The organism is Bradyrhizobium sp. SBR1B (genome assembly GCF_014198205.1).
Lineage (GTDB): Bacteria > Pseudomonadota > Alphaproteobacteria > Rhizobiales > Xanthobacteraceae > Bradyrhizobium.
On record NZ_JACIHC010000014.1, the window covers coordinates 182,780 to 204,241 of the forward strand.

General features: G+C 65.2%; 19 protein-coding genes and 1 other RNA gene. 12 read left to right on the forward strand and 8 right to left on the reverse strand.

Annotated elements, in window-relative coordinates; translation table 11 throughout:
* Window positions 1-124 precede the first annotated feature (124 nt).
* The 3 genes from ruvA to GGD61_RS29065 form a co-directional block, all read right to left on the reverse strand.
* The gene (gene ruvA, locus GGD61_RS29055; protein WP_092254532.1) at window positions 125-742 is read right to left on the reverse strand and encodes a Holliday junction branch migration protein RuvA; all 618 of its coding nucleotides are present in this window, start codon (window positions 740-742) and stop codon (window positions 125-127) included.
* A complete protein-coding gene (ruvC, locus tag GGD61_RS29060) occupies window positions 739-1,266 on the reverse strand; it encodes a crossover junction endodeoxyribonuclease RuvC (protein WP_092254529.1) in 528 nt (175 codons plus the stop codon). The genes ruvA and ruvC overlap by 4 nt, the downstream gene beginning before the upstream one ends.
* A gap of 230 nt (window positions 1,267-1,496) precedes the next feature.
* Window positions 1,497-2,243, reverse strand: a complete 747-nt coding sequence (locus tag GGD61_RS29065) for a YebC/PmpR family DNA-binding transcriptional regulator (protein ID WP_092254526.1) — start codon at window positions 2,241-2,243, stop codon at window positions 1,497-1,499.
* Window positions 2,244-2,453: 210 nt separating this feature from the next.
* Here GGD61_RS29065 and GGD61_RS29070 point away from each other — a divergent pair, with 210 nt between their 5' ends.
* From GGD61_RS29070 to GGD61_RS29095, 6 genes are all read left to right on the forward strand, one after another.
* Entirely contained in the window at window positions 2,454-4,199 is a 1,746-nt protein-coding gene (locus GGD61_RS29070; protein WP_177237040.1) for a methyl-accepting chemotaxis protein, read from the forward strand.
* A gap of 178 nt (window positions 4,200-4,377) precedes the next feature.
* The gene (locus GGD61_RS29075; RefSeq protein ID WP_092254519.1) at window positions 4,378-5,802 is read left to right on the forward strand and encodes a methyl-accepting chemotaxis protein; all 1,425 of its coding nucleotides are present in this window, start codon (window positions 4,378-4,380) and stop codon (window positions 5,800-5,802) included.
* Window positions 5,803-6,119: 317 nt separating this feature from the next.
* Window positions 6,120-6,362 (forward strand): hypothetical protein, encoded by a 243-nt coding sequence (locus GGD61_RS29080; RefSeq protein ID WP_092254516.1) that lies wholly within the window; start codon window positions 6,120-6,122, stop codon window positions 6,360-6,362.
* A gap of 182 nt (window positions 6,363-6,544) precedes the next feature.
* Window positions 6,545-7,009, forward strand: coding sequence for a (2Fe-2S)-binding protein (locus GGD61_RS29085; protein ID WP_028142020.1), 465 nt, complete (start codon window positions 6,545-6,547; stop codon window positions 7,007-7,009).
* 8 nt (window positions 7,010-7,017) lie between these two features.
* Complete coding sequence (locus GGD61_RS29090) at window positions 7,018-9,186, forward strand: xanthine dehydrogenase family protein molybdopterin-binding subunit (RefSeq protein WP_177237039.1); 2,169 nt, start codon at window positions 7,018-7,020, stop codon at window positions 9,184-9,186.
* Window positions 9,183-10,526, forward strand: coding sequence for a cytochrome c (locus GGD61_RS29095; RefSeq protein WP_092254510.1), 1,344 nt, complete (start codon window positions 9,183-9,185; stop codon window positions 10,524-10,526). The genes GGD61_RS29090 and GGD61_RS29095 overlap by 4 nt, the downstream gene beginning before the upstream one ends.
* A gap of 208 nt (window positions 10,527-10,734) precedes the next feature.
* On the opposite strand, the gene GGD61_RS29100 is transcribed toward GGD61_RS29095, so the two are convergent.
* The 5 genes from GGD61_RS29100 to GGD61_RS29120 all read right to left on the reverse strand — a co-directional run bounded on the left by GGD61_RS29100 (window position 10,735) and on the right by GGD61_RS29120 (window position 13,483).
* The gene (locus tag GGD61_RS29100; protein WP_183231694.1) at window positions 10,735-11,559 is read right to left on the reverse strand and encodes a TIGR00282 family metallophosphoesterase; all 825 of its coding nucleotides are present in this window, start codon (window positions 11,557-11,559) and stop codon (window positions 10,735-10,737) included.
* Window positions 11,537-12,133 (reverse strand): 5-formyltetrahydrofolate cyclo-ligase, encoded by a 597-nt coding sequence (locus GGD61_RS29105; protein WP_018318701.1) that lies wholly within the window; start codon window positions 12,131-12,133, stop codon window positions 11,537-11,539. Before GGD61_RS29105 ends, GGD61_RS29100 begins: the two co-directional genes overlap by 23 nt.
* Before the next feature lie 192 nt (window positions 12,134-12,325).
* A non-coding RNA gene (ssrS, locus tag GGD61_RS29110) (6S RNA) lies at window positions 12,326-12,486 on the reverse strand.
* A 296-nt stretch (window positions 12,487-12,782) separates the two neighbouring features.
* On the reverse strand, window positions 12,783-13,166 hold the full coding sequence (locus GGD61_RS29115; protein ID WP_018318702.1) for a cell division protein ZapA: 384 nt from the start codon (window positions 13,164-13,166) through the stop codon (window positions 12,783-12,785).
* Window positions 13,163-13,483, reverse strand: a complete 321-nt coding sequence (locus tag GGD61_RS29120) for a DUF4164 domain-containing protein (protein WP_018318703.1) — start codon at window positions 13,481-13,483, stop codon at window positions 13,163-13,165. Before GGD61_RS29120 ends, GGD61_RS29115 begins: the two co-directional genes overlap by 4 nt.
* A gap of 383 nt (window positions 13,484-13,866) precedes the next feature.
* On the opposite strand from GGD61_RS29120, the gene tkt reads away from it, so the two are divergent.
* From tkt to GGD61_RS29150, 6 genes are all read left to right on the forward strand, one after another.
* Window positions 13,867-15,852 (forward strand): transketolase, encoded by a 1,986-nt coding sequence (gene tkt, locus GGD61_RS29125; RefSeq protein ID WP_092254504.1) that lies wholly within the window; start codon window positions 13,867-13,869, stop codon window positions 15,850-15,852.
* Between the two features lie 148 nt (window positions 15,853-16,000).
* Window positions 16,001-17,008 carry a type I glyceraldehyde-3-phosphate dehydrogenase gene (gene gap / locus GGD61_RS29130; protein ID WP_092254501.1) on the forward strand — a complete coding sequence of 336 codons (1,008 nt, stop codon included), beginning with the start codon at window positions 16,001-16,003 and terminating at the stop codon, window positions 17,006-17,008.
* Between the two features lie 141 nt (window positions 17,009-17,149).
* Window positions 17,150-18,346 (forward strand): phosphoglycerate kinase, encoded by a 1,197-nt coding sequence (locus GGD61_RS29135; protein WP_092254497.1) that lies wholly within the window; start codon window positions 17,150-17,152, stop codon window positions 18,344-18,346.
* 56 nt (window positions 18,347-18,402) lie between these two features.
* Complete coding sequence (gene fba / locus GGD61_RS29140; RefSeq protein ID WP_018318707.1) at window positions 18,403-19,470, forward strand: class II fructose-bisphosphate aldolase; 1,068 nt, start codon at window positions 18,403-18,405, stop codon at window positions 19,468-19,470.
* A 270-nt stretch (window positions 19,471-19,740) separates the two neighbouring features.
* The gene (locus GGD61_RS29145) at window positions 19,741-20,766 is read left to right on the forward strand and encodes a class I fructose-bisphosphate aldolase (RefSeq protein WP_183231695.1); all 1,026 of its coding nucleotides are present in this window, start codon (window positions 19,741-19,743) and stop codon (window positions 20,764-20,766) included.
* 3 nt (window positions 20,767-20,769) lie between these two features.
* Complete coding sequence (locus tag GGD61_RS29150) at window positions 20,770-21,459, forward strand: thiamine phosphate synthase (RefSeq protein WP_092254490.1); 690 nt, start codon at window positions 20,770-20,772, stop codon at window positions 21,457-21,459.
* Window positions 21,460-21,462: the final 3 nt, after the last annotated feature.

Genomic DNA, 21,462 nt, shown 5'->3' on the forward strand with positions numbered 1-21,462 from the left:
GCGAACTCCCCGTAGGGTGGGCAAAGGCACTCTTCGCGCCGTGCCCACGATATCTCTCCGATCGCCCTAAGAGTGGTGGGCACGCTGCGCTTTGCCCACCCTACGAGACTGACCATTGCCGCGCTCACTTCGCCAGTTCCTTCAGGCCGAGGCGAATGAGCTGCGCCGTCTCGGCGTTCTCACCCGCACTGCGCGAGGCCGACGCAATCGCGGCGGCGGCCTGCGGCTGGCCGTAGCCGAGATTGACCAGCGCGGAGATCGCATCGGCGACGGGCCGCGGCGCGCGCTGGTCGTCGACCGCACCGGCAAGATGCACGACGGCCGGATCGACATTGGCGAAAGCCGGCGCCTTGTCCTTCAACTCGGTGACGATGCGTTCGGCGACCTTGGGACCAACGCCGGGCGTGCGCGCCACCGCGGCCTTGTCGCGGAGCGCAATGGCATTGGCGAGATCGGCCGGCGCCAGCGTGCCGAGCACGGCGAGCGCGACCTTGGCGCCGACGCCCTGCACGGTCTGGAGCAGGCGAAACCATTCGCGCTCCTGGTCGGTGCGGAAGCCGAACAGTTTGATCTGGTCCTCGCGGACATAGGTCTCGATCGACAGCACGGCAGCTTCGCCCGGCTTGGGCAGATGCTGCAACGTGCGCGTCGAGCAATGCACCTGATAGCCGACGCCGCCGACGTCAAGAATCACGAAATCCTCGCCGTAGGAATCGATCAGGCCCTTGAGTTTGCCGATCATAACCCCGCCACCTTCAGCCGCAGCGCGGTGCTCTGGCGGTGATGGGCGTGGGTGATGGCGATGGCGAGCGCGTCGGCGGCGTCGGCGGACGGCGGCTCGGCCTTGGGCAGCAATATCTTCAGCATCATCGCGATCTGTTGCTTGTCGGCATGGCCGGCGCCGACCACGGTTTTCTTGACCTGGTTCGGCGCGTATTCGGCGACCGAGATGCCGAACATTGCGGGCGCCAGCATGGCGACGCCTCGGGCCTGGCCGAGCTTCAGTGTCGCAACGCCGTCCTTGTTGACGAAGGTCTGCTCGACCGCGGCTTCCATCGGCTGATGGTTCGAGAGCACGGCCGCGAGCCCTTCATGGATCGCGAGCAGCCGGCGCGCCAGCGGCAAATCGTCCGGCGGTTCCACCGAACCGCAGGCGACGTAGATCAGGCGATTGCCCTCAGCCTCGATCACGCCCCAGCCGGTGCGGCGCAGGCCGGGGTCGATGCCGATGATGCGAACGGGGCCACGAATCGGGAGCGCAGTCATGGGCCAGTGATAGCGGCTGGCTGCCGTGGGGGAAACAGAAACAGAACGGAAGTAACAGGGGAAGTGGGGGCGTTAGTGAGCCGCACCGCCCACCACAGACTCCGGGCGTCATACCCCGCGAAGGCGGGGTATCCAGTACGCCGCGGCTTCTCCGTATTCCCATTGCTGTCTCTGGAATACTGGGTCGCCCGGTCAAGCCGGACGACGACAGCGGAGGGTGAGGTGAGGCTCTACCCGCCCATCTTCGCCACCAGCGCGTCCGACACCTCGAAATTGGCGTAGACGTGCTGGACATCGTCGTGCTCGTTGAGCAGGTCCATCAGCTTGAGCAGCTTCTCGCCGGTCTCGTCGTCGACCGCGACCGTGTTTTGCGGCTTCCAGATCAGCGCGGCCCTGCGCGGCTCGCCGAACTTGGCTTCCAGCGCCTTGGCGACGTCGCGATAGCCTTCGGTCGAGGCGTAGATCTCGTGACCGGCTTCGCCGGAGACGACGTCGTCGGCGCCGGCCTCGATCGCGGCATCGAGCACGGCGTCGTCGGAGGCGACGCTGCGGTCGTATTCGATGATTCCGGTGCGATCGAACATGAAGGACACCGAGCCGGTTTCGCCGAGATTGCCGCCCGATTTGGTGAAGAAGGAGCGGATGTCGGAGGCGGCGCGGTTACGGTTGTCGGTCAGCGCCTCGACGATGACGGCAACGCCGCCGGGGCCATAACCCTCGTAGCGGATCTCGTCATAGTTCTCGCCGTCGCTGCCGAGTGCCTTCTTGATGGCGCGCTCGATATTGTCCTTCGGCATGTTCTCCTGCCGCGCGGCGATTACGGCGGCGCGGAGGCGGGGGTTCATGTTGGGGTCGGGCGTGCCCAGCTTGGCCGCGACGGTGATTTCCCGCGCCAGCTTGCCGAACAGCTTCGACTTCTGGGCATCCTGCCGCCCCTTGCGGTGCATGATGTTCTTGAATTGGGAATGTCCGGCCATGCGTGGTCTCTCGGGGATCTCTTGGAATCGTACGCCAATGAGGGTGGGAAACGCGGCCTTATAGGCCGCCAACCCACCGGAATGAAAGGGTCTCGGATACTTTAAGGTAACACCGTACAGGCCCCTGCCCAGAGGTGAGGCATCGTTAACCCTGACTTCATTCCAGCCTGCGAAAATAACCTCCGAGCGTCCCCCGACAAGAGAGACCTGATGGCATTCGGACTATTTCGGAAGCGTCTGCCGGATATGGCCGCGCCCGTGGCAGCCGCAGAGGCCGCACCGCCGGTGGCCCAGTCCGAGCCCGCCCCGGCCGAAGGTGATTCGGCGCGGGAAATCCTGGAATTGCTGGAACTCGAGCTCGGCGCGATGATCCGCCAGCTCGAGCGCGCCGCCAATTCGGTGGCGGGCGGCGCCGAAGCGACCGCATCGACGCTTGCCGCCATCCGCGACCGCACCGACGCCCTGACCGGCCGGACCAATGCCGCGCAATCGACCGCCTCCACCTTCGCCCATGCCGCGGACAAGTTCACCCAGTCCGCGCTAGGGATCGGGGCGCAGGTTCGCGAGGCCGGCAAGCTCGCCGACGAGGCCAGCGCCGCGGCGCAGGAAGCCCGTGCCAATGTCGATCGCCTGCGCGAATCCTCCGCCGCCATCGGCAATGTCGTCAACCTGATCGCACAGATCGCGCGGCAGACGACGCTGCTCGCGCTCAACTCGACGATCGAGGCCGCACGCGCGGGCGCTGCGGGAAAAGGCTTTGCGGTCGTCGCAACCGAGGTCAAGGCCCTCGCGGTGCAGACGCAAGGGGCGACGGAAGAGATTACGAAGAAGATCGACGCGCTGCAGCGCGACGCCGCCGGCTCCGCCGATGCCGTGCACCGCATTTCGCAGGCGATCGAGGCGATCCGCCCGGTCTTCGAGACCGTCAACGGCGCGGTCGCCGAACAGAACGCCACGACCAGCGAAGTCTCCGGCAACGCCGCCAGCGCCTCGGAGTTCATCGTCTCGGTCGGCGAGAGCGCAGCCGAGATCGATGCCGCGACCAAGGCGGCCGAGAGCCATGGCGAGAACGTCGCCAGTGCCGGCAAGGCCGTCACCACCTTCGCACAGAAGCTGAAATCGCGCTGCGCCGTGCTGCTCCGCCAGAGCGAGCATGACGACCGCCGCAAGACCGAACGGCTGCCCTGCCATCTGAAGCTCGAAACCGCGCGCGGCGTGATGCCGGTCTATGAAATCTCGATGGAGGGCGTGCTGATCGGTGGCGCGGATGCGGGCCGGCTTGCACCGCAAGCGATGATCGAAGGCACCCTCGAAGCCGTCGGCGCCTGCCGCCTGCGCGTGATCGAGCAATCCAAGGCCGGGGCCCGCGCGCAATTCGTCGGTCCCAATGCCGAGCTCAGCGAAAAGATCGAGGACAGGCTCTGGGCGATCCACGAAGAGAACACGGAGTTCGTCACCCGCGCCATGGAAGCGGGCAACGCGCTGACCAAGATCTTCGAGCAGGCCCTTGCCCGCGGCGAAGTGGGGATCGACGATCTCTTCGACACCGACTACGCCGAAATCGCCGGAACCAATCCGCAGCAATACCGCACGAAATATCTCGACTGGGCCGACCGCGCGCTGCCGCCGTTCCAGGAGGTCTTTCTGGCCAAGGACCAGCGCATGGCGTTCTGCGCCATGGTCGACCGCAACGGCTTCCTGCCGGTGCACAACAAGATCTATTCGCACCCGCAGCGACCGGGCGACGTCGCCTGGAACACAGCCAATAGTCGCAACCGCAGGATATTCAACGATCCGGCGGGGTTGGCGGCCGCACGCAACCTGCGCTCGTACCTGGTGCAGAGCTATGCGCGCGACATGGGCAACGGGAATACGGTGATGATGCGCGAGATCGACGTTCCGATCCGCGTGCAGGGCCGGCACTGGGGTGGATTCCGCACGGCCTACAAGCTCTAGAGCCTGGCCCGAAAAAATGTCCCGCAGTCTTTCGAGCGGAATCGAGAAACAGGGCGCGAATTGCGCCTGAGTGCACGCTCAGGCAAGACGCCGGCCGCGAATCATCCTTTTAAACTGAATTGGAATGGGAATGCCGCCGTGAGCCGGGTTGCGGCTCTGACTGGAGGACTCATCGAATATGTCCGTCGTACAACTTGCAGTCATGGACACCGGCTCCAATCGCACGCTGGCCGAGCGGCTGATCGATCAGCTTGCCGATCGCATTGGCGGCCTCGGCGTGGAACTCGCCGATATCGCCGGCAACGTCCAGGAAGTCGCAAACCGCGTCGCCAACCAGTCGGAACGGTTCCACCATCTTCAGAAGACCGCCGAGACGATGGTCTCGGCCAACCACGATATCGCCAACGCCTCGCAGGCCGTGCAAACCACCACGTCCGCGGCGGTCGGTGAGATCGCGCAATCACGCAGCGCCGTCGACACCGCGGTCAGCCACATCTCCGAGCTCGTCGCAGCGGTGGAGCGCATCGAGGCGCGCCTCAGTGCCGTCGGCTCGGCGCTGGCGCAGGTCGCGAAAGTCTCCGGCTCGATCGAGGCGATCGCGAAGCAGACCAATCTGCTGGCGCTGAACGCAACCATCGAAGCCGCCCGCGCCGGCAACGCCGGCCGCGGCTTTGCGGTGGTCGCAAGCGAGGTGAAGAACCTCGCGGAAGCCACCCGCCAGGCCACGCACCAGATCTCCGACACCGTGCGCGATCTCGACGGCCAGATCGAAGGCCTGATCGGCGAGAGCAGCGACGCTTCGCAGCGCGCGAAGACCGCAGGCGAAGGCGCCCAGCAGATCTCCGGCATCATCTCGCGGGTCCAGCAGGGCTTCGCCTCCGTGGAGGCGGAGATCGGCAGCGTCACGCGCGCGGCGACCTCCAATCTCGGACATTGCGACACCGTCATCAGCGAGCTGAACGAACTCGCCAAGGGCGTCGACCTCTCCTCGCGCGATCTCAAGAGCGCCGACCAGCGCGTGACCAAGCTGCTCGACACCTCCGAAGGCCTGATCGCGCTGATCGCCGACAGCGGCGTGGAAACATCCGACGCACCGCTGATCCGGGTCGTCGTCGAGACCGCGAAGCGGATCTCGACCGAATTCGAGGCCGCGATCGATCGCGGCGACATCACGCTCGACCAGCTCATGGACGAGACGTATCGCGAAATTCCCGGCACCGATCCAAAGCAGTACCTCACCAACTACGTCGACTTCACCGACCGCCTGCTGCCGGCGATCCAGGATCCGATCCAGAAATCCGATCCCCGCATCGTGTTCTGCGTCGCCTGGGCCAAGGGCGGCTATCTGCCGACCCACAACCCCAACTACCGCCTGCCGCAGGGCAAGGACTCGGTCTGGAACAACGCCAATTGCCGCAACCGCCGCCTGTTCACCGATCGCGCAGTGAAGAAGGTCGCGGCGAACACCAAGCCGTTCCTGCTCCAGACCTATCGCCGTGACATGGGCGGCGGACAGTTCGTGCTGATGAAGGACCTGTCCTCGCCGATCGTGATCCGCGGCAAGCACTGGGGCGCCTTCCGGATGGGTTTCCGGCAGAGCTGACGCGCGTCGCGACGGCGTTCCGGGGCTCCCCAAAACAAAAAACTCGAAAACAACCCCATGCACAGTAGCCGGGGCGTGCGAAATCAATGGCTTACAGTCGGCTGAAATTGAGCTGGCTGGTTGCCATGGAAAAGGTGCGCTCCCTCTCCCGCTTGCGGGGGAGGGCTGGGGTTGGGGGTGTCTCCACAACGAACACTCCCAATGTGGAGAAAGCCCTCCCCCGGCGCTTCGCGCCGACCTCTCCCGCAAGCGGGAGAGGTTAAGCGAGCCCGCGGCTCGACCGATTCAACAAACAGTCATTCTGCTCCACACGCCTGATGACGCCGACGCTCCGTCGGGCAAAACAGGAGAATAATGTCGTCATCGCGCAACTCTCCGGCCGCCAGCCGTTGCGATTGATCCCGTGCGCGCCGCCGCACGGCTCTCCCAATCACCCGACTTTCCCAATCGCACGACTTTCGTCATCGCATGATTTTGCGCATCCGCACGACAATCTGCGGCGATCGACGATCGCGCGCGCCGAAAATGCGTCAAAACATGACGATTATCATATCAATTAGCCCAAAACGCTGGCAGCGAGCGCCGCACAAATTCGTGAACGTCATGGGCTGACGCGTCAGCAGCGCAAATATGCATTGCCGGAGATTGCGACGCTTCATCGTTTCGTATCGGTATGATTATTGTCGCGCGCGAATTCGCTGACTAGATCGCCGCAAGCGATCGAGCGAGCAAGGGGATGCATATGGCAACTGTTCTCACCATCAACGGCGAAACGAAATCGTTCGATGCGCCGCCTGAAATGCCGCTGCTGTGGGTGCTGCGCGACATCCTCGGAATGACCGGCACCAAGTTCGGCTGCGGCATCGCGCAATGCGGCGCCTGCACGGTGCATGTCGACGGCAAGGCGGTGCGCTCCTGCGTCCTGCCGGTCAGCGCGGTCGAGAACCGCGCCATCACCACGATCGAACATGTCGGCAGCACGCCTGCGGGCGCGAAGGTGCAGAAGGCCTGGCTCGACCTCGAAGTGATCCAGTGCGGCTATTGCCAGTCCGGCCAGATCATGTCGGCCGCCGCATTGCTGGCAGCTACGCCCAATCCTGACGATTCCGATATCGACGCCGCGATGGCCGGCAACATCTGCCGCTGCGGCACCTATGTCCGCATCCGCGAGGCCGTCAAGCAGGCCGCCAACGGCCGCCAGTCCTGAGGTTCGCCATGAATGCACATGACAGCGTCTCCCGCCGCGCGCTGCTGACCGGCGGTCTCGCCACCGGTTTCCTGCTCGCCTTCCATCTGCCGCTGCGCGCCGCCGTCAACGAACCGGTGCAGCCGCGCGATGCGACCGAGGGCAAGTTCGCGCCCAATGCCTTCATCCGCATCGACGAGACCGGCCACACCGTGCTGATGATGCCGCAGGTCGAGATGGGCCAGGGCACCTACACCTCGATCTCCGCCGTGCTCGCCGAGGAGCTTGATGCCGACTGGAGCAGGGTCGAGGTGCAACATGCTCCGCCGAACGACAAGCTCTACGGCAATCCGACCTTCGGCCTGCAGGTCACCGGCAACTCCAACTCGATCCGGGCTTGGTGGCTGCCGCTGCGCAAGGCTGGTGCCACCGCCCGCGCGATGCTGGTGCAGGCCGCGGCCGCCCAATGGGGCGTCGAGCCCGCGAGCTGCACGGCATCGAAGGGCGAGGTCGCGCATGAAGCGAGCGGCCGCAAGCTCGCTTACGGCGCGCTGGCGCTCGCTGCGCAAGGCCAGACCCCGCCGAAGGATGTTGCGCTGAAGGACCCCAAGGACTTCGTCATCATCGGCCAGCCGCTGAAGCGGCTCGACACGCCCGACAAGGTCAACGGCAAGGCCGTCTACGGCATCGACGCGATCCTGCCCGGCATGAAGTTCGCGACCGTCGCCGCCTGCCCCGTGTTCGGCGGCAAGGTCGGCAAGGTCGACGACAGCGCCGCGGTGAAGCTCCCCGGCGTGCGCAAGGTCGTGGTGCTCGACGACATGGTCGCCGTGATCGGCGATCACATGTGGGCGGCCAAGAAGGGCCTCGAAGCGCTCAAGATCGAGTGGAACGAGGGACCCAACGCTGCGATCACCACGAAGGATGTCTGGGACGATCTGCGCAAGGCCAGCCAGAAGGACGGCGCGGTCGCCAAATCCGACGGCGACATCGCCAAGGCGCTGGCGAGCGGCGACAAGTTCGAGGCGGCTTACGAGCTGCCGTTCCTGGCGCATGCCTCGATGGAGCCGATCAACGCCACCGTCCATGTCAAACCCGATTCCTGCGAGATCTGGACCGGCACGCAGATCATGACGCGCGTGCAGTCGGAGGCGGCGAAGGCCGCTGGGCTTCCGGTCGACAAGGTCATCGTCAACAATCATCTGCTCGGCGGCGGTTTCGGCCGCAAGCTCGAGCCCGACATGGTGATCGCGGCGGTGAAGATCGCAAAACAGGTCGACTACCCCGTGAAGGTGGTGTGGACCCGCGAGGAGGACATCCAGCACGATGTCTATCGTCCGGTCTATCGCGACCAGATCACGGCGTCGCTGGTCGACGGCAAGGTCGCGGGGTGGAAGTACAAGGTCGCCGGCTCCGCGGTTCTGGCGCGCTGGTTGCCGCCGGCGTTCCAGAAGGGCATCGACATCGACGCGATCGATGCCGCGGTCGATGCGCCCTACGACTTCGCCAATTTCCACGTCGAATATGTCCGCGCCGAACCGCTGTCGGTGCCGACAGGCTTCTGGCGCGGCGTCGGCCCCAACAACAACGTGTTCGCGGTCGAATGCGCGATGGACGAGCTCGCGCGCAAGGCGGGCAAGGACCCGATCGAGTTCCGAAAGTCCATGCTGACCAAGAACCCGCGCATGCTCGCGGTGCTGGGCCAGGTCGCGGAGGAATCCGACTGGGGCGAGCCGCTGCCTCCGCGCGTCGGCCGCGGCGTCTGCGTGCAGCCGTCATTCGCGAGCTTCATCGCGACCGTGGTGGAGGCCGAGATCGACGATATCGGCGAGATCGTGCTCCGCCGCATCACCTCGGTGGTCGACACCGGCATTGCAGTAAACCCCGACACGGTGAAGGCGCAGATCGAGGGCGGGCTGATCTTCGGCCTCACCGCCGCGCTCTATGGCGAGATCACCATCGACAAGGGCCGCGTGCAGCAATCGAACTTCCATGACTACCGCATGATGCGCATCAACGAGACGCCGAAGATCGACGTGATCGTCGTCAAGAGCGGCGAGGCGCCCGGCGGCATCGGCGAGGCCGGCGTCAACGCCGGGCCGCCGGCGCTGCGCAACGCGATTCTTGCCGCAACCGGCGTGGCGCTGCGGCGCCTGCCCATTGACCGAAAACTGCTGGCTGCGGGGAAGAAGGCATGAGCGGCAAGATGCGTATCCTCACAAGCGTCGCTGCGATCGCCATCGTCGCAGCAGGGCTCGGCGTCTGGATCATTCGCGGGCCCGGTCCGCTCGACTTCGCCGGCGGCACGAAGGTGGCGCTGGCGGATTATCGCGCCGGCAAGCCGACCGGCGTGCCCGCCAAGCTGGAGAAGGCAAGCCTGGTCGAGCGCGGCGAATATCTCGCCAAGGCGGCGGACTGCATGGTCTGCCACACCAAGCCGGGCGAGAAGGACTATTCCGGCGGGCTCGCGTTCAAGCTGCCGTTCGGCACGCTCTATTCCACCAACATCACGCCGGACAAGGACACCGGCATCGGCAATTACAGCGACCAGGAATTTCTGAACGCGGTCCAGCACGGCAAGCGTCGCGACGGCGCGCGGCTCTATCCGGCGATGCCGTACACGTCCTACACGTTCATGACGGATGAGGACGTGCTGGCGGTGAAGGCCTATCTGTTCAGCCTGCCGCCGGTGCGCGCGAAGGCGCCGGACAATACGCTGTCGTTCCCGTTCAACCAGCGTTGGGCGATGATTGCCTGGTCTGCCGTGTTCAATCCGGACACGCGCTTTGCACCCGATACTTCGAAGAGCCCGGATTGGAACAGAGGCGCGTATCTTGTCGAAGCGCTGGCGCATTGCGGCGAATGCCACACCCCGCGCAATCTCGGTTTTGCGCTGGATAACCGCAGGAAGTTCGCCGGCGCGATCACGGCGGGCTGGCGCGCCTTCAACATCTCCTCCGACAAGGCGACGGGTCTTGGCAATTGGAGCGACCAGGATCTGATCTCCTATCTGTCGCTCGGCCATGCGCCGGGCCACGGCTCGGCCTCGGGGCCGATGGGTGAAGCGGTCGACCATAGTTTTAGCCAGTTCGCCCCCGAAGACATCCGCTCCATCGTTGCTTATCTGCGCAGCGTGCCGCCGCAGCCCTCGCCCGATCTGCCCGCGACCACGGCGCCGGTCGCGCCCGCCTCGCACAAGGACGGCGTCACGGCGGACGCACGCGGCAAGAAGGTGTTCGCCAGCGCCTGCGCCAGCTGTCACGGCTGGAGCGGCGAGAGCCCGGTGTCCCCGATGGCAACGCTCACCGGCACCTGGGCCGTCAACGACCCCGCCGCCACCAACGTCGCGCAGATCGTGCTGTCAGGTACGAAGCGGCACACGCCGGATGGCGCACTTTCGATGCCGGCGTTCGGCAATGCGTATACCGACGACGAGATCGCGGCGGTGGCGAACTACGTCACGGCGCGGTTCGGGACGAAGGGCTCGAAGCTGACGGCAAAGGATATCGCGGAGCTGCGGGGGCAGACGGCGGAGTAGGCAGCCGGCGTTACTTGCGGCGAGATTGATGCGCAATCGCGCGCGTCAATCTCGGCCGTCGTCCCGGACAAGCGAAGCGCAGATCCGGGACCCATACCCACAGGGAGTAGTTTGACGATGACTCGGCTGGGAGCTTTGCCCCATATTACTCCCTGGGGTTATGGGTCCCCGCGTTCGCGGGGACGACACCGAGGTTGACGCGGCTCTGCTAACTCAACCAGAACTTCGGCGTCGTCGGCTCCAGCCTTCCGCCGACGCGCACCGGTGCGATCTTGAGCGCGAGGCCCGTTGCATCATCCGTCTCCACCGCGACACCGCTCAGCGTTGCAGCGCCCGCGGCCGGCTCGAATCTCCCCGACGGAATCCCCAAGGTGAACCTGCGCAGCGGCTCTTCCTTCTGCATGCCGATGATGGAATCGTAATCGCCGGTCATGCCGGCATCGGTCATGTAGGCGGTGCCGCCCGACAAGATCTGATGGTCGGCAGTCGGCACATGGGTGTGCGTGCCGACGACGAGGCTGGCGCGGCCGTCGCAGAAGAAGCCGATGCCCTGCTTCTCGCTGCTCGCCTCGCAATGGAAGTCGACGACGACGGCATCGGCGGCAACGCCGAGCGGACAGGCCCCTAACTCGCGCTCCAGCGCGGCGAAGGGATCATCGAACGGGGTCATGAAGACGCGGCCCAAAGCGTTGACGACGAGCGCATGCTTGCCATTCTTGGTCTCGACCAGGGCTGCGCCGCGGCCGGGCGTGCCGCGCGGATAGTTCGCCGGACGCACCAGGCGCTCGGCACGCTCGATGAACACAAGCGCTTCACGCTGGTCCCAGGAATGGTTGCCGAGCGTCACCGCGTCGGCGCCGGCATCGAGAAACTCCTGATAGATCGCTTCCGTGATGCCGAAGCCGCCGGCGGAATTCTCGCCGTTGACGACGACGAAATCGAGCGACCAGTCCTTGACCATGCCGGGCAGATAGCCGGCGATGGCCGTGCGTCCTGCACGGCCGACGACGTCACCCACGAAGAGAATGCGCAACTTCAGAACTCCGGAAATCGAACACGTCCGATTCCGTTAGCACATAATCCAGCGCGACGTCGTGGGATAGTGCCGGAACCGCCTTGATCTCCTGCGCTGCAAAAGCGAGCCCGATGCCGACGATATTCTTGGCCTTGCGCAAATGCGCGAAGGTGAAGTCGTAATGCCCCGCGCCATAGCCGATGCGATGGCCGAGACGGTCGAACGCCGCCAGCGGCGTCAGCATGATATCCGGAATGACTTCGCTTGCGGCTGGCGACGGCTCGGGAATGCCGAGCGGGCCGAGCATCAGGCGATCGTTCGGGTGGAAGATGCGGAAGATCAGCGACTGGCCGCGCGCGGTGACGCAAGGCAGCGCCAGCTTTGCGCCCTCTTCGGCGAGCTTCTTCAGCAGCGGCATCGGATCGATCTCGCTGCGGATCGGCGAATAGCCGGAGACGATGCTGCCGGGCAGAAGCTGGAACGGCAGTCCGCGCTTGGCGAGCTTTGCGGCGGCGGCGCTGCGCTTCTTCTCGCTGAGCGCGTCGCGTGCCGCCAGGGCCTTGGCACGGAGTTCGGCTTTGGAGTTGGGCATGCGCTTTGGTCCCCCACGTCATCACCCGCGAATGCGGACGATCCAGTATTCCAGAGGCGGTGGTGATTCACACAAAGGCCGCGGCGTACTGGATGCTCCGGTCCCCATGCACAATTGCGCACTGGGCAGGGCATGACACCTGTTGAACTGGGCCGCAATCGTTTCAACAAGCACAAACCAAGCAAACAAAAGTGCGAAGCCGCGTACGCCGTTGAAGCACTCGATCCCGGAGTTCCCTACGAAAGTAGGTGGGCACCATATGTCCGGGCCCACGGGCCCGGCCAGGGACAGTTCCCTAAAGGATCGATAAGGCCCCGGGGATATATGGCTCCTGACGCGCGTCGCAGCCTCGCCCGCGCAATGTAACAACGATACTGACGAATCGCCAGCCCGACGAGCAGCCTCGCTTCCGCCGCGCGCTTCTTACCCTCCCTGGAGGGGGAGGTCGGCTCACATTGAGCGCAGCGAAATGTGAGACGGGGTGGGGTGACGGTCCCTCCACCCTCCAACAGTGTTCGTGTGGAGAGATCACCCCACCCCGCTCGCGCTGCGCGCGATCGACCCACGGGCGAGCTTCGCTCGTCCCGGACCCTCCAGGGGAGGGTACGCGCGCGAACACATTGAGCGAACCAGCTGCGATCCGCGGACGCTACCCGATCGCAATCCCATTGCCGACGGTCCGGTTCAGGACCTGGGTCGACTTCTCGATGCGTTCGGCCGCAGCGTTCAGGGCATTCACCACGGCGGTCTGCGTCATCCGGGCGCGCTCGACGGCGGCGTTGCGGAAGTCCCTGAGCTCGGTCAGCTCCTGCTCCATGGTGCGGACACGGTTGCCGGCATCGACAAGCTCGTCGCAGACGGTCAGCGCCGCCATCACGGTGAGGCGCGCATCGCCGATCTCGCCGAATTTTCCGCGCAGCGACTGGATCCGCGTCTCCAAGCTTTCCGCGAGCTTGAGCAGCCGCACCTCCTGGCCCTCCTCGCAGGCCATGCGGTATTGCCGGCCATTGATGGTGACGTTGATGTGGCTCATCCGTCCTCTCCGGTATCGAGCACCGAGCGTATCGTGACGATCGCGGAATCCAGCCGGTCGGAAATCTCGCGATTGGTGCGCTCGAGCTTGCGCGCCTTCACCAGCGCGCCGTCGAGCTCGTCGGCGAGCCGCGAGCGATCCGCGCCCAGTGCCTGGATTCGTGCCGCAAGCTCGTTCTCGTCGCGATCAGCATCGCGCCGCCGCTCGACCGCGCTTTCGAGCGCGTCGAGCGCCGCCATCAGCCTGCGGGTCGCGATCTCGATCTCGACCGCGGAGGACTCCGTCATGGCGGCACTGTTGGACACGCGATCGTTCATGTAGTCAGCGGCGGAACCTGTGGCCTTTGCCCAGTGGCCTTTTCCTGGGGCGTGCCGTCCGGCAAAAGACTCGGTTCGGCAAGCGGTTAGAAGCAGAAATTTACGTGGCAAGCTAGCCAAGCGCAACGCCGCCGCGAAACTATGCACTGCTAGATCAGGAGCGATCATCCCGATCCATGGGTTCCTGCCGGCGCGATCAGCTCCGAAACGGAGCCCCCCTTCGAAGCGTGCCGCAGGCAATTTTTACGGCCGAATCGGCGTTTGACTGCCTTGGACTCCCGGAACCGAGGTGCTATCCCAGCCCCGACCTTCAGTGGCCGCCAGGCTCCTCCCGCGCGGGCGTACACCGCCTCCAAGCGCCTCATTTCAGACGGATTTCAGACATGACGCAGGTCGATCACACCCGTATGGCCAACGCGATCCGCGGCCTTTCGATGGACGCCGTCGAGAAGGCGAAATCGGGTCATCCCGGCCTGCCGATGGGTGCCGCCGACATCGCCACGGTGCTGTTCACGCAATTCCTGAAATTCGACGCCACCGCGCCCACCTGGCCCGACCGCGACCGCTTCGTGCTCTCGGCCGGCCACGGTTCGATGCTGCTCTATTCGCTGCTTTATTTGACCGGCAACTCCGAGATGACGCTGGACCAGATCAAGCAGTTCCGCCAGGTCGACTCGCTCACCCCGGGACACCCCGAGAACTTCCGTACCAACGGCATCGAGACCACGACCGGCCCGCTCGGCCAGGGCATCTCGACCGCGGTCGGCATGGCGCTCGCCGAGAAGATGCTTGCCGCCGAATTCGGCAAGAAGATCGTCGATCACCATACCTATGTGCTCGCCTCCGACGGCGACCTGATGGAAGGCGTGTCGCAGGAAGCGATCGCGATGGCCGGGCACTGGAAGCTCAACAAGATGATCGTGCTCTACGACGACAACGGCATCTCGATCGACGGCCCGACCTCGATCTCCGATTCCGTCGACCAGGTGAAGCGCTTCAAGTCGGCGGGCTGGGCCGCCGAGAAGATCGACGGCCACGATCAGGCGGCGATTGCCGACGCCATCACGCGCGCGAAGAAATCCAACAAGCCGACGCTGATCGCCTGCCGCACCACCATCGGTTTCGGCGCCCCGCACAAGGCCGGGACGTCGAAGGTGCATGGCGAGGCGTTGGGGGCTGAGGAGCTCAAGGCCGCCAAGGAAAATCTCGGCATCTCGCTCGAGCCGTTCGCGGTCGCCGACGACGCGCTGAAGGCGTGGCGTGCAGCCGGCAGCCGCGGCGCTGCGGCGCGCCGGGAATGGGAGGGCCGGCTCGGTGAGCTCGGCAGCCGCAAGCGCGCAGAATTCGAGCGCCGCCTGCGCCACGAGCGTCCCGCCGCGCTCGCAAAGGCCGTGCGCGCATACAAGAAGGAATTGCTGGAAAAGCCGATGACCGCGGCGACCCGCAAATCCTCGGAAGCCGTGATCGAAGTCATCGCCGGCGCGATGCCGATGGAATTCCTCGCCGGCTCGGCCGACCTCACCGGCTCCAACAACAACAAGGCGAAGTCGGCGACCGCGTTCTCGGCCAAGACGCCGAAGGGCCGCTTCATCCATTACGGCATCCGCGAGCACGGCATGGCCGCGGCGATGAACGGCATCTTCCTGCACGGCGGCTTCGCGCCGAACGGCGCGACCTTCCTGGTGTTCACCGACTACGCTCGTCCTGCGATGCGCCTTGCCGCGCTGATGGGCTCCGGCGTCGTCTATGTGATGACGCACGATTCCATCGGCCTCGGCGAAGACGGCCCGACCCATCAGCCGGTCGAGCATCTCGCCGCACTTCGCGCCATTCCGAACATGCGCGTGTTCCGCCCGTGCGACGCCATGGAGGTCGCCGAGTGCTGGGAGCTCGCGCTCAATCGCGTGGACGGACCGACAGTGTTGGCGCTGACGCGCCAGAATCTGCCGCAGCTCCGGACCACCGCGCCGAACGACAATCCCTGCGCACAGGGTGCCTACGAGCTGGTCGCCGCCCAGGGCGAAGCCAAGGTGACGCTGTTCGCCTCCGGCTCCGAGGTCGAGATCGCGGTCGCCGCCCAGAAGCAGCTCGCGGAACGCGGCATCGCGTCGCGCGTTGTCTCCGTTCCCTCGCTCGAGCTGTTGTTAGCGCAACCAGAGGCCAAGCGCGCCGCGATCATCGGCAATGCGCCGGTCAAGATTGCGATCGAGGCCGCCGTGCGCTGGGGCTGGGATGCCGTGATCGGCCAGGATGGCGAATTTATCGGCATGCATTCGTTCGGCGAAAGCGGCCCTGCAAAGGAGCTTTACAAGCATTTCGGCATTACCGCCGAGGCTGCAGTTAACGCTGTGCTGAAGCGCGTTAGCTGAGAGTTGAGCTTGCCGCAAAAAAGGACTACCTAGTCTTCCATATGATCAAGCACCGCCCGGCCGAACCGGGCGCCCGCCCCTAAAAAACCCTCGCAGGCGCGCAAAGCGCGTTGTGCGGGATGACAACGGTCATTGAAGGAGACGAAACATGGCAGTCCGCGTTGGAATTAACGGTTTTGGCCGCATCGGCCGCAACATCCTGCGGGCTATCGCCGAGTCCGGCCGCAAGGACATCGAGGTCGTCGGCATCAATGATCTCGGTCCGGTCGAGACCAACGCCCATCTGCTCCGCTTCGACAGCGTCCATGGCCGTTTCCCCGGCACCGTCACCGTCGACGGCGATACGATCAATCTCGGCAGCGGCAAGATCAAGGTGACCGCCGAGCGCGATCCCTCGAAGCTGCCGTGGAAGGATCTCGGCGTCGACATCGCGATGGAATGCACCGGCATCTTCACCTCGAAGGACAAGGCGTCCGCGCATCTGACCGCCGGCGCCAAGCGCGTGCTGGTCTCCGCGCCCGCCGACGGCGCCGACGCCACCATCGTCTACGGCGTCAACCATGAGACGCTGACCAAGGAGCACCTGGTCATCTCCAACGGCTCCTGCACCACCAACTGCCTGGCGCCGGTTGCCAAGGTGCTGAACGATCTCGTCGGCATCGAGACCGGCTTCATGACCACGATCCACGCCTATACCGGCGACCAGCCGACGCTCGATACGATGCATAAGGATCTCTATCGCGGCCGCGCGGCTGCGATGTCGATGATCCCGACCTCGACCGGTGCTGCGAAGGCGATCGGCCTCGTGCTGCCGGAGCTCAAGGGCAAGCTCGACGGCGTCGCGATCCGCGTGCCGACCCCGAACGTCTCGGTCGTCGACCTCAAGATCGTCGCCAAGCGCGCCACCGACGCCAAGGAGATCAACGCGGCGATGAAGCGCGCCAGCGAGCAGCAGCTCAAGGGCATCCTCGGCTACACCAATGCGCCGAACGTCTCGATCGACTTCAACCACGACCCGCATTCCTCGACCTTCCACGAGGACCAGACCAAGGTGCAGAACGGCACGCTGGTGCGCGTGATGTCCTGGTACGACAATGAGTGGGGCTTCTCGAACCGCATGGCGGACACCGCCGCTGCGATCGCGAAGGTGATCTAACTCCGCTCTCGTGTCCCGGGCGCGGTGCAGCGTGAAACGCTGCATCGTAGATCCGGGACCCATGTCCCTCCAGCGTAGGTCCCGGTTCTGCAGCGCACCGCTCCGCGGCCAGCGCAGCGCCCGGGACAAGAGAGTGTCCCGATGTCCGCCAAATTCCGTACCCTCGACGACGTCGACGTGAAGGGCAAGCGCGTGCTGCTGCGCGTCGATCTCAACGTGCCCATGGACAATGGCCGCGTCAGCGACACGACCCGGATCGAGCGCGTCGCGCCGACCATCACCGAAATCTCGGACAAGGGCGGCAAGGTCATCCTGCTCGCGCATTTCGGCCGGCCGAAGGGGCGAGACGCCAAGGACTCGCTCAAGCCCGTCGCTGAAGCGGTGTCGAAGGTGGTGAAAAAGCCGGTCGCCTTCGCCGACGACTGCATCGGCGAGCCCGCGGCCAAGGCCGTCGCCAGCCTGAACGACGGCGACATCCTCTGTCTGGAAAATACCCGCTTCCACAAGGAAGAGGAAAAGAACGATCCGGCCTTCGTCGCGGAGCTGGCAAAGCTCGGCGACATCTGGGTCAATGACGCGTTCTCGGCGGCGCACCGCGCCCACGCCACGACCGAAGGCCTCGGCCACAAGCTGCCGGCCTATGCCGGCCGCACCATGCAGGCCGAGCTCGATGCGCTGGAGAAGGCACTGGGCTCGCCGACCAAGCCTGTCATCGCGATCATCGGCGGCGCAAAAGTCTCGACCAAGATCGACCTGCTCGAAAACCTCGTCAGCAAGGTCGATGCGCTCGTGATCGGCGGCGGCATGGCCAACACCTTCCTGCACGCCCAGGGCGTCGCGGTCGGCAAGTCGCTGGCCGAGAAGGATCTTAGCGCCACCGCGCTGCGCATCATGGAGAAGGCGGAAGCGGCCAACTGCGCCATCATCCTCCCCGTCGACGCCACCGTTGCCTATCATTTCGCTGCCAACGCGCCCTCGCACGCCTATGGGCTCGATGCGATCCCGGCCGACGGCATGATCCTCGACGTCGGCCCGCAATCGATCGCCCGCGTCCACGCCGCGATCGACGATGCGGCAACCTTGGTCTGGAACGGACCGCTCGGCGCCTTCGAGATGCAGCCGTTCGACCGCGGCACGGTCGCGGCCGCCAGGCACGCCGCCGAGCGCACCAAGGCCAAGAAGCTGATCTCGATCGCAGGCGGCGGCGACACCGTCGCGGCGCTCAACCAGGCCCATGTGGCCGGTGACTTCACCTATGTCTCGACCGCCGGTGGCGCGTTCCTCGAATGGATGGAAGGCAAGCCCCTGCCCGGCGTCGAGGTTTTGCGCGTCAAGTAAGCCAGATCGGCGAGTAATCAGCGGCCCCGCAAGGCCCCAACGGGAGAAAAAGACAGATGGCTCGGATCACGTTACGTCAATTGCTCGACCACGCGGCGGAGAACGATTACGGCGTACCGGCCTTCAACATCAACAATATGGAGCAGGCGCTGGCGATCATGGACGCGGCCAACCAGGTCGACGCGCCCGTCATCATCCAGGCCTCGCGCGGTGCGCGCTCCTACGCCAACGACGTCATGCTCAAGCACATGATGGACGCGGTGACCGAGATCTATCCGCACATCCCGGTCTGCGTGCATCTCGACCACGGCAACGAGCCGGCGACCTGCATGACCGCGATCCAGGCCGGCTTTACCTCGGTGATGATGGACGGCTCGCTCAAGGCCGACGGCAAGACCCCCGGCGATTGGGGCTACAATGTCGGCGTCACCAAGACCGTGACCGACATGGCCCATCTCGGCGGCATCTCGGTGGAAGGCGAACTCGGCGTGCTCGGCTCGCTCGAAACCGGCATGGGCGACAAGGAAGACGGCCACGGCGCCGAGGGCAAGCTCAGCCACGACCAGCTCCTGACCAATCCGGACGAGGCCGTGAAGTTCGTCCAAGAGACCAGGGTCGACGCGCTCGCGATCGCGATGGGGACCTCGCACGGCGCCTACAAGTTCACCCGCAAGCCGGACGGCGACATTCTCGCCATGAACGTGATCGAGGAGATCCACCGCAAGCTGCCGAACACGCATCTGGTGATGCACGGCTCCTCCTCGGTGCCGCAGGACCTGCAGGAGATCATCAACGCCAATGGCGGCAAGATGAAGCCGACCTGGGGCGTGCCTGTGTCCGAGATCCAGCGCGGCATCAAGAACGGCGTGCGCAAGATCAACATCGACACCGACAACCGCATGGCCATGACCGGCCAGATCCGGAAAGTGCTCAAGGACAATCCGGAAGAATTCGATCCGCGCAAGTACCTGAAGCCCGCGATGGAGGCGATGACCAAGCTGTGCAAGCAGCGCCTCCAGGAGTTCAACACCGCAGGCCAGGCCTCCAAGATCAAGAAGGTCCTGACCACCGCCGAGATGGCCAAGCGCTACGCCAAGGGCGAGCTGGACCCGAAGGTAGCGTAAGGGCCGCAAACGCTCTCTCGTCCCCCTCGCCCCGCTCTTGCGGGGAGAGGGCGGGGTGAGGGGCTGTTTCCGCGTAATTGGTGACAAATGGACTCGCCGAGAGTCCCCCTCACCCGCCGCGCTGGTGCGCGTCGGCCTCTCCCCGCAAGCGGGGAGAGGCGAAGAACCCAGCCTCCCCCCTTTACCCTGCGACGAACGTTAACTCGGCAATTGCCCGAGAACGGTCTATTTTCACGGGCAAGGGCAGAATCGTTTTGGGAGGACCTCTCGATGAATCTGACTGAGCTCAACAGGATCGCGACCGCCATGGTCGTATCAGGCAAGGGTATCCTCGCCGCCGACGAATCCTCCGGCACCATCAAGAAGCGCTTTGACGCGATCGGCGTGGACTCGACCGAAGACAACCGCCGCGACTATCGCGAGATGCTGTTCCGCTCCAGGGAGGCCATGAGCCAGTATATTTCCGGCGTGATCCTCTATGACGAGACGATCTGGCAGGATGCCAAGGACGGCACGCCGCTGATCAGGCTGATCGAGCAGAGTGGTGCCATTCCCGGCATCAAGGTCGACGAGGGGACGCAAGCCCTGCCGATGTGCCCGGGCGAACTGGTCACCGTCGGGCTCGACAAGCTCGCCGAACGGCTGAAGAAATATTATGAGCGCGGCGCGCGCTTTGCCAAATGGCGCGCTGTGATCGACATTGGCAGCGGCATCCCCTCGATGACCGCGATCAGCGTCAACGCCCATGCACTCGCGCGCTATGCCGCGCTGTGCCAGGCCGCGCAGATCGTGCCGATCGTCGAGCCCGAGGTGCTGATGGACGGCGATCACGACATCGACCGCTGCTATGAGGTAACGACCCGCGTGCTCAACAAGACGTTCCAGGAATTGCGCGTGCAGCGCGTCGCTCTCGAAGGCATGGTGCTGAAACCCAACATGGCGATATCAGGCAAGAAATGCGCAAAGCAGGCCTCCGTCGAGGAGGTCGCCGAGAAGACGATCCGGCTGCTCAGGGCCTGCGTGCCCGCGGCCGTGCCCGGCATCGCCTTCCTCTCCGGCGGCCAGTCCGACGAGGAGGCGACCGCGCATCTCAACGCCGTGCACAAGCTCGGCCCGCTGCCCTGGGGCCTGACCTTCTCCTACGGCCGCGCCCTGCAGGCCGCGCCGCAGAAAGCCTGGTCCGGCAAGGCCGAGAACGTCGCGGCCGGCCAAACCGCCTTCAGCCATCGCGCGCGAATGAACGGCCTCGCCTCCAAGGGCGAATGGCAAAGTAGCCTGGAAAAGAAGGCAGCCTAGATCTTGTCGAACAAACCGCCTCCGCCGCGCCCGGCGCCGCGCCTCTATCTCGCGACGCCTGTCGTCGATGATCCCGCTTCGCTTGTGGCCGAGCTGCCGGGCCTGCTGGCCGCCGCCGACGTCGCGGCCGTGCTGCTGCGGCTGAAGGAGACCGACCAGCGCACCATGATCTCGCGCATCAAGGCGCTTGCGCCGCCGGCGCAGAAAGCAGGCGCCGCGCTACTCGTCGAGGGCCATGCCGAGCTGGTCGCGCGCGGCGGCGCCGATGGTGCGCACCTGCCCGGCATCGCCGCACTGAAAGAGGCGCTGCCATCGCTCAAGCCCGATCGCATCGCCGGTGTTGGCGGGCTGACGACGCGGCACCATTCCATGGATGCGGGCGAGATGGGCGCGGATTACGTGCTGTTCGGTGAGCCCGATGCGAAAGGCCAGCGTCCTTCGGCGCAAGCCATCGCGGAGCGGCTGGACTGGTGGGCGGAGCTATTCGAGCCACCCTGCGTCGGCTTTGCCATGTCGCTGCAGGAAGCCCACGATTTCGCTGCCAGCGGCGCCGATTTCGTGCTGGTCGGCGACTTCATCTGGGCCGATCCGCGCGAGCCCAAGGCTGCGCTGATTGAGGTCGATGCTGCGATCAAGAAGGCCCATGCGATGGCGCTTGCGGGCCAAGATCCTGCGGGCCAGGAGCACGGCTAGCGC